Annotated in this window: 11 protein-coding genes; 3 read left to right on the forward strand and 8 right to left on the reverse strand. The window is 61.2% G+C overall.

Annotation, left to right across the window (positions count from 1 at the left end; all coding sequences use genetic code 11):
* Positions 1–113 precede the first annotated feature (113 nt).
* The 8 genes from ACR0J7_RS18865 to ACR0J7_RS18900 form a co-directional block, all read right to left on the reverse strand.
* Positions 114–2,531: a GcvT family protein gene (locus tag ACR0J7_RS18865; RefSeq protein ID WP_480915238.1), complete on the reverse strand. Its 2,418-nt coding sequence runs from the start codon at positions 2,529–2,531 to the stop codon at positions 114–116.
* 28 nt (positions 2,532–2,559) lie between these two features.
* The gene (locus tag ACR0J7_RS18870) at positions 2,560–3,810 is read right to left on the reverse strand and encodes an aminotransferase class V-fold PLP-dependent enzyme (RefSeq protein WP_480915240.1); all 1,251 of its coding nucleotides are present in this window, start codon (positions 3,808–3,810) and stop codon (positions 2,560–2,562) included.
* 310 nt (positions 3,811–4,120) lie between these two features.
* Positions 4,121–4,861 carry a maleate cis-trans isomerase family protein gene (locus tag ACR0J7_RS18875; protein ID WP_480915242.1) on the reverse strand — a complete coding sequence of 247 codons (741 nt, stop codon included), beginning with the start codon at positions 4,859–4,861 and terminating at the stop codon, positions 4,121–4,123.
* Positions 4,858–5,925, reverse strand: coding sequence for a pyridoxal phosphate-dependent aminotransferase (locus tag ACR0J7_RS18880; RefSeq protein ID WP_480915244.1), 1,068 nt, complete (start codon positions 5,923–5,925; stop codon positions 4,858–4,860). Before ACR0J7_RS18880 ends, ACR0J7_RS18875 begins: the two co-directional genes overlap by 4 nt.
* Positions 5,922–7,574: a hydantoinase B/oxoprolinase family protein gene (locus tag ACR0J7_RS18885; protein ID WP_480915246.1), complete on the reverse strand. Its 1,653-nt coding sequence runs from the start codon at positions 7,572–7,574 to the stop codon at positions 5,922–5,924. Before ACR0J7_RS18885 ends, ACR0J7_RS18880 begins: the two co-directional genes overlap by 4 nt.
* Entirely contained in the window at positions 7,574–9,667 is a 2,094-nt protein-coding gene (locus ACR0J7_RS18890) for a hydantoinase/oxoprolinase family protein (protein ID WP_480915248.1), read from the reverse strand. Before ACR0J7_RS18890 ends, ACR0J7_RS18885 begins: the two co-directional genes overlap by 1 nt.
* Positions 9,668–9,910: 243 nt before the next feature.
* A complete protein-coding gene (locus ACR0J7_RS18895; RefSeq protein WP_480915250.1) occupies positions 9,911–11,011 on the reverse strand; it encodes a Gfo/Idh/MocA family protein in 1,101 nt (366 codons plus the stop codon).
* Positions 11,012–11,023: 12 nt separating this feature from the next.
* The gene (locus ACR0J7_RS18900; RefSeq protein WP_267365599.1) at positions 11,024–11,734 is read right to left on the reverse strand and encodes a GntR family transcriptional regulator; all 711 of its coding nucleotides are present in this window, start codon (positions 11,732–11,734) and stop codon (positions 11,024–11,026) included.
* Between the two features lie 105 nt (positions 11,735–11,839).
* Here ACR0J7_RS18900 and ACR0J7_RS18905 point away from each other — a divergent pair, with 105 nt between their 5' ends.
* From ACR0J7_RS18905 to ACR0J7_RS18915, 3 genes are read left to right on the forward strand one after another with little or no spacing between them, the layout of a single operon-like run.
* Positions 11,840–12,994 (forward strand): LLM class flavin-dependent oxidoreductase, encoded by a 1,155-nt coding sequence (locus ACR0J7_RS18905; protein ID WP_480915253.1) that lies wholly within the window; start codon positions 11,840–11,842, stop codon positions 12,992–12,994.
* Positions 12,994–13,884: an aldo/keto reductase gene (locus ACR0J7_RS18910; RefSeq protein WP_480915255.1), complete on the forward strand. Its 891-nt coding sequence runs from the start codon at positions 12,994–12,996 to the stop codon at positions 13,882–13,884. Before ACR0J7_RS18905 ends, ACR0J7_RS18910 begins: the two co-directional genes overlap by 1 nt.
* On the forward strand, positions 13,884–14,399 hold the full coding sequence (locus ACR0J7_RS18915; RefSeq protein WP_480484813.1) for a flavin reductase family protein: 516 nt from the start codon (positions 13,884–13,886) through the stop codon (positions 14,397–14,399). The genes ACR0J7_RS18910 and ACR0J7_RS18915 overlap by 1 nt, the downstream gene beginning before the upstream one ends.
* Positions 14,400–14,408: the final 9 nt, after the last annotated feature.

The raw sequence follows: 14,408 nt of genomic DNA on the forward strand, positions 1-14,408 counted from the left end.
GGGCGCCTCCGGCGGGAGTATTTGGAAAAAGATGAAGTCGCCTGAAGGGCTGAGACGAGACATCTTTTGGAGCGTCTTATTGGCCTTGCCTGCCTGTAGACGGGTTTTGAGCGTTAACACCGCAGTCTGGCGCCTGTCGGGTCAAACGGTGCCTCGGCCAGTATGCGCGCCTTGTGTGGTTTGCCGATGACCTGAATGACCACCTCATCGCCCGGCTGTGCCGTGTTTGGGTTGCGGAACCCCAGCGCCAGCGATTTCCCGACCGAATAGCCGAACGCCCCCGACGTGACACGACCCACGGGCGCGCCGTCGGGGGTAAAGATCGGCTCACCCCCGGTTGCGTCGGCATCTTCGGTCACATCCAGTTCGAAGACGGACAGCACCTCGCGCGCGGGGTTGTCCTTGATGGACAGATAGGCGTTTTTGTGCAGGAAATCCTTGTCCAGCTTGATCAGGCCGGCCAGCCCGACCTCTTGCGGCCAGTATTCCTGAGAATACTCTCGACCCCACGAGCCATAGCCCTTTTCGATCCGCAGCGCCCCCAGCGCGCGCCCACCCACCGGACCGCCACCACAGTCTTTGGCGGCCTCAAGCAAGGCGGTGTAGAGCACCACCTGATCCCCCTCGGCGCAGTGCAGTTCCCAGCCCAGATCGCCGGTAAAGCTGACCCGGATGGCCACGCATTCGACGCCGGCGACCGTGATTTTCTGCGACCGCATGAAGCGGAACGCCTCGTTCGACAGATCGGCATTGGTCAGGCGTGCCAGCGCTTCGCGTGACCTGGGGCCTGCGATGTTGAACCCCGCGACGCGGTCGGTGGCGACCTCAAGCGTGGTGCCCTCGGGCATTTCCACCATTTGAAAGAAGCGCTGATGATAGCGTTCGGCCATGCCCGACCCGATCATCATGTATTCATCCTCGGCCAGCTTGGTGATGGTGAAATCGCCCGCCACGCCACCGCGAACCGAGATCAGTGGCGTCAGACAGCTGCGCCCCACTTCGGTGGGCACCCGATTGGCCACCAGACGGTCCAGCCAGTCATGGGCACCGGGGCCCTTGATCACGTAATTGGCGAAGTTCGAGATATCGATCACGCCCACGCTGTCACGCAGCATCTGCACCTCACGGCCTACGGGCTCCCACCAGTTCTGGCGGGTAAAACCGGTGGTCTCTTCCACCTCCGGTTCATCGGCGAACCAGAGCGGATGTTCCCAGCCGCAATTGAGGCCAAAGACGCAGCCCATCTGCTTCTGCATCTCATAGGCGGGGCGCACACGGGCCGGACGGCCTGCGCTGCGTTCCTCGTTGGGGAAATGAATCTTGAAGCGGTGGGTGTACGCATCCTGAACACGGGCCTTGGTGAATGCCTTGTCGGCCCAGTCGCCAAACCGGGCCAGATCCCAGGCGAACATGTCATATTGCGGCTCGCCCTCGATCATCCATTGCGCCGCCAGCAGACCCAAGCCCCCGGATTGCGAGAAGCCGGGGATCAGACCGCCGCAGAGGAAATAGTTCTTCAGCTCGGGCACCGGCCCCCAGAGCATGTTGGCGTCGGGCGACCAGATCATCGGGCCGTTGATCACGCGTTTCACCCCGGCAGTGGCCGCAACTGGCACGCGTTCGGTGGCGCGGATGACGTTTTCCATGATCCGGTCCAGATCGTCGGGGAACAAATCATGCGCGAAGTCGAGCGGCGTGCCGTCCTCGGCCCAGAACTTCATATCTTTCTCATAAGCTCCGATCAGAAGGCCGTTGCCTTCCTGCCGGAAGTAATATTCGCCGTCGCGGTCAGCGATCGAGGGCAAACGACGGCCCAGACTGGCGACCTCGTCGATGCTTTCGGTCACGAAATACTGATGCTCGGTCGGTTGCAGCGGCAGGGTCAGACCCGCCAGCGCCGCTACCTCGCGGCCCCAGAGACCGGCGGCGTTGACAACCCATTGCGTGTGAATGTCGCCTTTGGGCGTGCGCACGATCCAGCTGCCGTCGGGCTGTTGTTCGGTGCCTGTCACCGGGCAGAACCGTTCGATGGTGGCCCCCATGGCGCGGGCCCCGGCGGCATAGGCGTGCGGCACGCCCGACGGGTCGACATTGCCGCCATCGGGTTCGTACATGATGCAGCGGATGTCATCGAACTGCGCCAGCGGGTGCAGTTCCTTGGCTTCTTCACGGCTGACTTCGTAGAAGTTCAGACCATAAAACCGGGCTTTCGCCTCTTGCAGGCGCAGCTGGTGCTCACGCTCTTCGGTCTGGGCCAGATAGAGCGAGCCGGGCTGGAATACGCCGCAGCTTTGGCCGGTTTCCTGTTCCAGCTGTTTATACAGATTCATCGTATAGTGCTGGATGCGGGTGATGTTGTTGTTGTCGTGCAGCCCGTGGATATTCGCCGCTGCGTGCCAGGTCGAGCCGGAGGTCAACTCGTTCCGTTCCAGTAGGACAACGTCGGTCCAGCCAAGCTTGGCCAGATGGTACAGGATCGAACAGCCGGCAAGGCCCCCTCCGATCACGACAGCTTGTGCATGGGTTTTCATGAGTGCTTGTCCCTTGGTCCGCCGCAGCTCAGGCGGCGATTTCTTTCATGACAGCCAGAAATCTGGCGACTTCGCCGATCGAGTTGTAGTGGCACATCGAGACCCGGACGCAGGCGTCATAACCCAGCGGTGTCAATATGTTGCCAGAGTAATGGTCGGCCTTGCGCAAATGGGTGCGAATACCCTCATCGTTCAGCCGTTTGACGACATCCGCCGAGGCCACGCCCTGCACGCGCAGCGACACCAGCCCTTCGCGTGCGGGGTTGTCGGCACCGCCCAGAATGGTGACCTTCTCCATCTCGGCCAGACCGCTCAGGTTGCCGGTGCCGTGGATCATCGCGTCGGTCAGTGCCTTTTCCTGCGCGTGGATGGCTTCGCCCGCTGCCAGAAATCTGGCACGCCGGTCGGTGGCGTCGCTGACCTGACTGCCAAGCCATTCGAAGTAAGACACAACGTCGGACATGGTCGCATAGGCCCCTGTATCGCGCGTGCCCATTTCCCAGTTATCTGCCGGACCGTCCAACAGGGCATTGTGTTCAAGCCGCGTCAGCCGGTCGGAAATCCACGCAACGCCGTAGCCATGGCGCGAAAACACCTTGTAGGGCGAGATCACGTAGCCGTCGACGTCATACGCGCTGAGGTCGATCTGGCCATGGGCGGCGTGCTGGATGCCATCGACAATGATGAAACAGTCTGGCGCCACGGCGCGGATCGCCTGCGAAACAGCGGCCACATCGACGCCCATGCCCGTCACCGGTGAGGTGTGCAGGATTGTCGCCACTTTGGTGTCGGGGGTTACGGCCGCAGCATAGGCGTCGGCAGTCACGGTGCCGGTATCGTCATCGTGGGGCACCAGCACATGGGTCTGCCCGGCGATGCGAGCCCAACGATCACAGGCTGACCGTGTGGCGGGGTGCTCCAGTGTCGACCCCAGCACAATCCCCGGACCGGTTCCGAGACAGGCGTTCATGATCAGCCGGAACAGAAGTTCGGTGCCGCTTTCACCCACAAAGAACTGACCACTGGGTGCATTCATGAAATCCCGCATATCGGCCTTGGCCGCGTTGATCGTGGAAACCAGAGCATGAGACCCCGGATTGTCACGCCCCTGATTGTCGGGAATTGCGGCGTGACGCGCCGAGCTGTCCAGCACGGATTTCAGTGTCAAAGCCCCACCGGCGTTTTCGAAAAATATCCGCTCGCCCTGTTCGGGGCAGTGATCGATCTGGGCAAAACGGTCGCGGATCCGGTTCAGCAGATTTTCCGAAATTTGGCTCATGAAAAGCGGCACCTTTGTGTTTTGTGAACGTATGATGTTTCAGACAAGCCTAAGATGGTTTCCCCGCGGGGCAGGCCAAATTTCCCGTGACTGTGCGGCTGGTTCAACATGTGCTTCAATCCCGAGCGGTCCTTATTCCGACTATGGCGTAGAAGGCGCGGTATCTTGTTCTTTTGCGACGTAAATACAGTCACGTCTGCGACACGGCGCGTTGGGTGGGCTGGAATACCCGCCCCATATGCCGGTGCGCTCCCGCCTTTGATGCGGGCAGCCGACCGGGGCGGGTTCCATGCTTTTGCCTAACCCAAGGCTATAGCAGATCAAACAACCGCCCCGGAACATTTCTGTGCCTTGGCAGGTCAAGCGCCCGCATCAGGGCAAACATCATGGCCTGATTGGACGTCACAACAGGTTTATCAAGGGCCGCTTCGATCCGGTCTATGGCCTCGACTGCGCGCATGTCGGTGCAGCTGAGTATGATGGCCTCGGCCTTTGGGTGGTCGGCCTGCATGGCAAGGTCGAAAACCTCGTCCGGGGTCAGCTCGCCCTGCCCGTAATTGCCCAGCTCGCGGCCGATATCGGCGCAATTCACCGTTGTGATCCGGTTCTGCGTCAGAAAATCCATGGCCTGCGTGTTGATCTCGCCCAGATAGGGCGAAGAAAAACCGACCCGGGACACGCCGAGCGCATGGATCGCAGCAACAAGCGCCCCTGCGGCGGTAATACACACGGCCCCCGACGCGGCCCTGATGTCCTGCGCCAGCTGGTGGTCAAAGGACGGGCCATGGGTCAGCGTGGCCGAGGTACAGCCATAGAGCACCACATCGGGCCGAACGCCCGAGATCATCTTGAGGTCGTGGCCGATATCCGAGGCCCCCAGACCCGCCATCTGATCCGATCCGGGGATCTCATCCACGTCATAGCCACCCATTCGCTGAAAATGCACCGTCGTGTCCGGGCAGCGCATCAGCATCATGTCAGCTTCGAGATTGGTGTTGGTAAAGGGCACCAGCACCCCGATTTTGGCCCGTGTCCGGGTTTCAAAGGTCATGACGTCACCTCTTTCAGAACAGTCAGGCAGCGCTCCATCACTGCCGTGTCGCAGATCGTGGCGCGCAGGCAATCCGCGAGGCCATAGCCGCCCATTCCGCGCATGAGCAAACCCGCTTTGCGCAACGCGGCATCCGCTTTTTGCGCCGTCGCGGCATCGGCAAAGCGGATCAGGACAAAATTGGTGTGGCTGCGCGGAACAGATAATCCCAGCGCTCGGCACCCATCGGCAAAGCGATCCCGGATGGCGGCAGTTCTGGCAACCGTGTCGCGCATGTGGGGCTGATCCTGCATCGCTGCTGTTGCCATGGCCTGAGAGGGGGTTGATACGTTGTTGGGGTTGAGCAGCTTTCGCAGCTCAATCGCAACCTCTGACGGGAAAAGACCCCAACCCACGCGCGCGCCCGCCAGACCGTAAGCCTTTGAGAAGGTGCGTATGACCACGGTATCCCCACGTGCAACGAGGGCAAAGATTTCAGCCGGGTCGTGATCGCGATCGGCGAATTCGGCATAGGCCTGATCGACCACCAGCAGCACGTTCCCGGGCAGGGTGTTGCGCAGGCGGATGATCTCGGCGTTCGGGATCAGGGTGCCGGTCGGGTTGCCGGGGTTGCAGACAAAGACGATCCGGGTATCAGGCGTGACAGCGGCCAGAATGTCATCGACCGAGACGGTCAGATCAACCTCGCGCGCTTTTACATAGTCTGCCCGCACCTGCGCCGTGGCTGAGGCCACATAGGCATAGCCGTAATCCGTGCCCAATACATGGTCGCCCGGCCCTGAATAGGCGCGGATCAGGCAGCCGATCAACTCCATCGATCCGGCACCGCACAGGATGTTGTCGGCTGGTACCCCGTGCGCCTGAGCGATGGCCGCGCGCAGGTCCGACCAGTCGGGATCAGGATAAAGCGGCATCCGGTGCAGTGCCGCCTGCCCCGCAGCAGTTGCGGCAGGGCTGACCGGAAAGGCGCTTTCATTCTGGGCCAGAGATACAGTGTCCGACGCGCCCAGATCGGCCAGCGCATAGGCCGCCATGGCACGAATGTGATCAACTGCGCGGATCATGAGGCACCTCCATAGGCTTTGGCCCCTTCTTCTGTGACCAGCCCGCGCCTGAGGTCCAGCGCCAGCGCCTTTGGGTCGCGCACGGCCGGATCGCCAAAGCCGCCGCCGCCGGGGGTGTCAAAGATCAGGTAATCGCCGCTTTCCACACGTAGCTCGCCCTTGCCCGGAATGTCGCCGCCGCCATCGCGAAACCGGATACGTCCCGGCGCGCCGGGCAGGCCGCCCATACGACCCAGAGCCGGGAATTTCAGACGTTCGACCGACAGGAAGACGATGAAGGGGGCATCGTTCGCGGACGTCATCTCGATCCGCTGACCCAATCCGCCCCTGAACTGGCCTGCGCCGCCCGAGTCGGCCAACAATTCGCGTCGCCACATGATCACCGGTGCGACACTTTCGGTTATTTCGACCTGCGAGCCGAACACCCCCGAAGGGTAGGCTGTCGCAGACAGGCCATCCGCGTGGGGCCGCGCCCCGGTACCGCCATTGTGAACGGGTTCGATGGCAAATTCGCGCCCGCCATTCGCCGCCACTTCGGGCGCGTGGCGCATTGGCAGGTCGAACATGCACGACGCCCCTTCGGCGGGCACCTGATCGGGCAGCGCCTGATGCAGGCAGCCCAGAACCAGATCCGGTGTGACCTGCCCCAGCGTATGCCGCATGGCCACTGGCACCGGATGCTGGGCGTTCAGGATGCAACCCTTGGGGCCGTCCACCGTGAAAGGTTCCAGCGAGCCCGCGTTGTTCGGGATATCCGGCCCGACGATGCAACGCAGGGCAAAGACCGTATAGGCGGTGGCATAGTTCAAAGGCACGTTGATGCCCTTTTTAGAACACCCGGACGTGCCCGTGAAATCGACATGCATCCCCTCTTTGGTGACGGTGAGTGTCGCGTGCAGCTCCAGCTCGGCCTCATAGCCGTCCATGCGCAGCACGTTTTTGTACACGCCTTCGGGCACCTCGGCGATGGCCTGCAACGCACCTTTACGCGAGGTGTCGATGATATATGTGCCAAGCCTGTCCAGATCATCGATCCCGAACTCCTCCATCATCGCAACAAGGCGGTTCACCCCGGCCTCGCAACAGGCGATCAGGGCGTAGATGTCGCCCTCATTGGCCACAGGCTCGCGCGAGTTGGCGCGGATGATATCCATCAGCAGCGCATTGGGCGTTCCGGCCTCGACCAGTTTGCAAGGCGGGATCAGCAGGCCTTCGTCATAGATGTCCGAGCCTTCAGGCCCCATGCCCAGACCGCCCAGATCCACCAGATGCGAGGTGCAGGAGGTAAAGCCCACCACCCTGCCGTCCTTGAACGCGGGCATCATCAGCAGGAAGTCGTTCAGATGCCCCGAGGCCAGCCAAGGGTCGTTCGTCATGTAGATGTCGCCGGGGCGCATATCCTGCACCGCGAAACGGGCGCGCAGGTGCAGCACGGCCTCGGCCATGGTATTGATATGGCCAGGTGTTCCGGTCACGGCCTGCGCCAGCATCCGGCCATTCACGTCGAATATCCCGGCGGAAATGTCGCCGCATTCGCGCACGATGGGCGAGAAAGCCGCGCGGATCAGGGTCTGGCCCTGTTCTTCGACCACAGCCAGCAGGCGGTTCCACATCACTTGCAGAAGGGCGGGGGACAGATCAGCGGTCATCATGCGCCTCCTTTCTGGTCCTGTATCAGGACAAGGTTGCCGATTGCGTCCATCTGGGCCGAGAAATCGGCGGAAACGAGTGTGGTTGTTTGCGGTTCATGGATCAGCGCGGGGCCTGCCACATGGTCACCGGGGCGCATATCGGCGCGGGCGAGAAAGGCGGCCTGTTTTACCGTGCCATCCAGATCACAGGTGATGGGGCGCGTCTGCGTGACCTGAAATGCGGTTTTGCCCGGCGTTTCCGACACTGTGGGCACCGCTTTGTCCGGGGTGGCAACGCGAACGGCCCAGTTGAGAACCTCGATCTTCATCCCCGGCACAGGGCGTGAGAATTGTTTGCGGTATTCCTCTTCGAATGCGGCCGTCAGCGGGGCGATATCCCGGCGTGTGAGGGCGCGGTCCGGCAAGGTAATCTCGACCTCATGCCCTTGCCCGCTATAGCGCATAAAGGCGGTGCGCAGGGTTTCGGTGGGTGCATCCCCTGCCCCTTGGGCGACGACCTCTTTTGCTTCGGCAATCATCGTATCGAACAGGGCGTTCACCCCGTCCATGTCCATGCTGTCGAGCAGAGAATAGCGCGAGCGGACGATTTCGAAGGATACCGGGGCAAACAGGAACCCAACCGCCGAACCGACACCGGGATTGGGCGGGATCACGATACGCGACACCCCGGCGGACCGGGCGACGCGGGTGGCATGCAGCGGCCCGTTGCCACCAAAGGCAATCATGGTGCGCGGGCCAAGGTCCTTGCCGCTTTCGACCGCATGCATCCGCCCGGCGCTGGCCATGCTTTCGACAACGATGCGGCTGACCCCATCTGCCGCACCTGTTGCATCCAGCCCCAGTTTGTCCCCGATCACACGTCTCAGGGCGGCCTTTGCCTCATCGGGGTCAAGCTGGATATGCCCCTCGGCAAAGGTGTCGGGCACGATATAGCCCAGAGTGATGTCGCTGTCGGTCACGGTCGGATCGACGCCACCGCGCATGAAAGCGACCGGACCGGGCTCCGAGCCTGCCGATTTTGGCCCGACCGTCAGACGCCCGAGACGGTCAACACCCGCGATCGAACCGCCGCCAGCACCGATTTCAATCATCTCGATCACCGGAATGCGCACCGGCATTCCCGACCCCTTGATGAACCGCGCTGCGCGGGCGATTTCGAATGAGCGCGATGTCTGGGGGCGCGCCTTGTCGATCAGGCAGAGCTTGGCAGTTGTGCCACCGACGTCAAAGGACAGGACTTGGTCCAACCCGGCACGCGCGGCGATACGGGCGGCCAGAATGGCCCCACCGGCGGGGCCGGATTCCACCAGACGAATGGGGAAGCGCGTGGCGGTGCCGATCGTGCACATACCGCCGCCTGCCGTCATCATCAGGATCGGACAGGTTACGCCCTCGGCCGTGAACTGATCCACAAACCGGGTCAGATAGTTTTCCATCAACGGTTGAATATAGGCGTTGGCCACAGTGGTGCAGAGCCGGTCAAATTCACGCGCTTCGGGGCTGACATCGGACGAGATCGAGACGGTCAAGCCGGGGCGGTGTCGCGCCAGAAGATCGCGCAAGCGCCGTTCGTGGGTCGGGTTGGCGTAAGAGTGCATCAGGCAGATGGCCACCGCCTCGGCCCCGCTGGCGTCAATCTCGGCCAGCAACCGGTCTACTTTCCCTTCATCCAGTTCAATCAGCACCTTGCCTTCTGCCGACATGCGTTCGCCTATGGTCAACGAGCGTTCGCGCGGCACCAGCATGTCCGGCTTTTCAAGGTTAATGTCGTATTGGGAATACCGACGCTCGTACCCGATATCGAGAATATCGCGGAACCCTTCGGTGCAGACCGTGGTCACGACCGCCCCGCGCCGTTCGATCAGCGCGTTGGTCGCCAGAGTGGTTCCGTGAATAAATCCGGTGACATCATTCAGCGACCGGCCAGCCTGCGCCATGACGCGCCGTGCGCCCTCCAGTGCGCCTTCTGCCGGGTTCCGGTGGGTGGTCAGGGTTTTGGTAGAGGCCAGTATCGTCTCATCACCCGAGACGAGGACCGTGTCGGTAAAAGTGCCGCCAATATCGATGGCGAGGCGCAGAGCGGTTGTCATGAGGTATTCCGTTGTCGTCTGAAAGCAGGCAGGCAGAACGGCCCCGCAGGGCGGTTACCGGCGCGTCGTGACCAGATCACAGCCGGTCGCACGGCGATCAAGGCGGGTGGGAATACACTGACAGGTCATACAGTTTTTTCCCCTACTGCGCCCCGCTTCACTAGCTGATTTACGACAGATTGGCCCGCAAGCGACACATTTGTCGCCGCAGACCTGTCTACACTGAACTTGCCTGGGGTGAGTCTAAGGGTGCTTTAGGTGAACCGTTTCACCGGTTTGCAGGGCCTGCTGTGCTGCCAATCCCATTCGCACCGCCCACAGACCGTCTTGCACTGTTACATCCGGTTCGGCCTTGTGCCCGCGCACCAGATCCAGGAACCCCCTGTGCTGATAATAGGTCGAGCCGTTGTGATCACCGGCAGCCAGCAAGCGGGGATCGACAGGGATATCCTGCGATATTGGCCCCTTGGGGTCCCGCGGGCTGACGATGACCTGCGGCACGGGCGGCGTTCCCAGATGGTCGGGCCAGAACCGTCCCGGCCCCGGCACCAGAGCCTCGACCTTGGCGTTGGGCCCGATGGCCGAAATCTCCTCCTGATAGCGGGTGCCTTCGGCAAACATGCACAGCTCGAGCATCGCGCGCGCGCCATTGGCGAAATCGACCAGAACATAGCCGTGATCCAGTATGTCAGGCGTTTCGCCCTCGTAGGTTTCGTCCAGATGGTTCACCGCCTGTCCGCCGCTTGCGGCGATCCGCACCGGGTCGGATTGCAGGATCAGCCGCATCAGATCGAAGAAGTGGCAACATTTCTCGACAAAGGTGCCGCCGGTGTTGCGGTTGAACCGGTTCCAGTCGCCGACTTTCGGCAGAAACGGAAAGCGATGTTCCCGGATCGACAGCATCCTGACCCCGCCTGTGTCCCCGATCTTGTCGATCAGGGTCGCGATGGGCGGCATATAGCGGTATTCCATCGCAACCCAGATCGGGTGTGGATAGTCGCGCTGAACCTTCTCTAGCCTTGCGGCGTCCTGGGGGTTGGTGAACAGGGGCTTTTCCACCAATAGCGGCAAGGGGCGCGTTTGCGCGATTTCACAGACCTGATCGACATGCAGATGGTTTGGGCTGGCGATGACAAGGCAGTCCAGGTCTTCGATATCCAACACCTCTTGCACCGATTGTACCATAACCGCACCCGGCGCAATCGCCTGCGCGGCTTTTGCCATCCCGGGATCGGGCTCGAATATCGCCGCGACACGCGTGCCGACCAGCAAGGCGATATTGTGCAGGTGTTCCTGCCCCATCATGCCACATCCGATCAGCCCGTAATTGATGGTCCGGGTCATGCGCGTTTCCTTTTACTTCAGACGTTGGACATAGGTGGCCCGGTCCGGGTCGAACCAGGTCTTTGAAAATTCGACAGGTTCGGCCTTGTCCGACCAGCTGAACCGTTCGATATAACCCACCGTTTCACCGGCGGCTTTGGTGAACGCCGCGGGCGTCCAATCGGGCAACTGGCCAATCGACACGCGATCTTCGGCCCGTGATATCCAGAAACCCAGCTGGTGCTGATAATAGCGGTAGAGCGAGTCCGACAGCAGGCTTCGCTTGATCAGGCCGGCTGATTCGTCCAGCCAGATCTCCTCGACCGCGATGATTGTGTCATTCAGATAGCGCATCCGACGTACGCGCGATCCGGAGTCCGAGGTGCCAAAATCCGGCAGATCGGAAGGTTTCTTCAGATGATCGACCGACAGGATGTCCGCACGCGGCAACCCGCCCCCTTGGGGCAGTTCCAGCCGGAACATCGCGTAGACACTGTTCTGGGTTCCGGTCTCGCGGATGTAATTTCCTGACCCCTGAATACGCTCCAACATGCCTTTTTTCTCAAGCTCGGCGAGCGATTTTCGCAGCGTGCCGACCGACACGTTCAGCTTGGCCGCCATGTCGCGTTCCGGGGGCAGACGCTCACCATCGATCAAACGGCCTGCAGCGATATCGCGGATCAGCAGCTCGGCAATCTGAACATAGATAGGCAGGGCATTGGGGTTTCGGGTGTTGGGGGGCATTTCAGGCGCTTCATTCGGTCGCAGGAAAAATTGATACACTATTGATCTACATCAATGTGGTTGCTACGCAAGGGGAAAGTAAAAGATGCACGGAGCGTGAATCAAATGACCATCGTCCCCATCACATCCCCTGATCTGGATGCGGCCGAGGTTTCGTGGTTCGCTGCCTTATGTTCCGACGATTATCAGTTTCTGGGTGTGCCCGATGGTGATCTGCGCTCCAGCTGGGAGCATTGCTCGGCCATCGTGAAAGAGGCCGAGGCACAGGGGTTCCGCAACATCCTGTGCCCGTCATCGTATCAGGTTGGGCAGGACACGCTGAGCTTTGTCGCCGGTTGTGCGCCGATCACGCAAAAGATCAACCTGTTGGCTGCCGTGCGCTGCGGCGAGATGCAGCCGATCATGCTGGCCCGCACGATCGCAACGCTGGATCACATGCTGAAGGGGCGGCTGACCGTCAACATCATTTCATCCGATTTTCCCGGTGAAAAGGCCGACAGCGCCTTTCGCTATCAACGCTCGCGCGAAGTGGTCGAGATCCTGAAACAGGCCTGGACGCAGGAGGAGATCAATCACGCGGGCGAGGTCTACAACTTTACAGGTCTGACAACGGACCCGGCGCGGCCCTATCAGACTGGCGGTCCGCTGCTGTATTTCGGCGGTTATTCGCCCGCGGCGCTGGAGCTGTGCGGCGAGCATTGCGATGTGTACCTGATGTGGCCGGAAACCAAGGATCAACTGGCCGAGCGGATGAAAGCTGTTCATGCAGTGGCCGAAAACTATGACCGTACGCTCGACTATGGCCTGCGGGTTCACATGATCGTTCGCGATACCGAAGCCGAGGCGCAGGAATACGCGGATTACATCGTCTCGAAACTGGATGACGACTATGGCCGCGCGATCCGCGAGCGGGCGTTGGATGCGACCTCGCTGGGTGTGGCGCATCAGACCAGGAACCGTGATCTGGCGGATGAGTATGGCTATGTGGAACCCGGTCTGTGGACAGGTGTCGGCCGCGCCCGTTCGGGCTGTGGTGCGGCACTGGTGGGATCAACCGATCAGGTCATGTCAAAGATCGAAGACTACCGGAAGATGGGCATTCGCGCCTTCATCTTCTCTGGTTATCCGCACATGGATGAGGCCAAGCATTTCGGTGCGCGTGTGATGCCGCATCTGAAAACATGCTCGCTGCCCGAAGCGTACGGGCGTGTGCCCAAGACACCCCCGGCCACGCCGCTGGGCAATGGAGTGCGCCGCTGATGCAACGTGTGAAACTATCCCCGACGCTGGAAATGAGCCGCCTTGTCTATGGCATGTGGCGGCTGGGTGACGATAGCGACACCTCGGCAGGGCATGTCGAGGCCAAGATTCAAGCCTGTCTTGATCAGGGCATCACCACCTTCGATCAGGCCGACATATATGGCGGATACGCGGCCGAAGCCGTTCTGGGCAACGCCTTGCGCGCCAATCCCGGCCTGCGCCAGAAGATGGAGATCGTCACCAAATGTGACATCGTCGCGCCCGTGGGGCGGCATTCCGATGCGAAGGTCAAATACTATGACACCTCGCGCGCGCATATCCTGAAGTCCATCGACACGTCCCTGTCGGAAATGGCCATCGACCACATCGATCTGTTGCTGATCCACCGCCCTGATCCGTTCATGGACCACCACGAAACCGGGGCAGCACTGGATGAGGCAGTCGCCAGCGGCAAGGTAGGCGCGGTTGGTGTTTCGAACTTCCGCCCGTGGGACTGGACCCTGCTGCAATCGGCGATGAAAACCCGGCTGGTCACCAACCAGATCGAGATCTCACTGGGCGAGATCGCCCCTTTCACCAACGGAGATCTGGCGTTTCACCAACAGCACGGGCACCACCTTATGGCGTGGTCGCCCCTGGGGGGTGGGCTGTTGATGGCCGGAAACCCGCCCGTTGGGGTTGTCGCTGATGAAATCGCAGAAGAGTTCGGTGTAGACCGGGCCGCTGTGGCCGTGGCCTTCCTGCTGGCTCATCCGGCGGGCATTCTGCCGGTTCTGGGCACCAACAACCTGAACCGTATCAAACGCATCTCGGACGCGCTGAAAGTCACAATTGATCGCGAAACCTGGTTCCGCCTGTACGAAGCGGCGCTGGGGCATGAGGTAGCATGATGAACGCAATCTCAAGGAATATGACCCACACTTTTGTGCCACACAAGGACGACACCCGGACCCTGCGGGATGCTTTTGGGCGGTTCGCAACCGGCGTTACCATTGTGACATGCGACAGCGGTGATGGCCCGATCTGCATCACAGCCAACAGCTTTTCTTCCCTGTCGCTGGACCCGCCACTGATCATGTGGGCCGGAGACCGCAACTCGCGCCGGTTCCCCTATTTTCGCGCGGCACCGCATTTCACGGTGCATGTGTTATCGTCTGCGCAGGCCGAGCTGTGTTTTGGCTGCTCGAAAGATGCCCATGCCCTGCGCGACATCCGGCACGAGCGCTGTGCAAACGGCACCCCGCTGCTGTCGGATTGTCTGGCACGGTTTGAATGCGAACAACATGCCTATCACGACGCGGGCGATCACGTGATCGTGGTGGGCAAAGTCCTGAAGGCCAGCATGAGCGACGGCGACGCGCTGACGTTCTATGCCGGGAAAATGGGCCAATTCGCGCAGCACTAAGCGCGATCT

It is taken from the genome of Ruegeria sp. O4 (genome assembly GCF_056535125.1).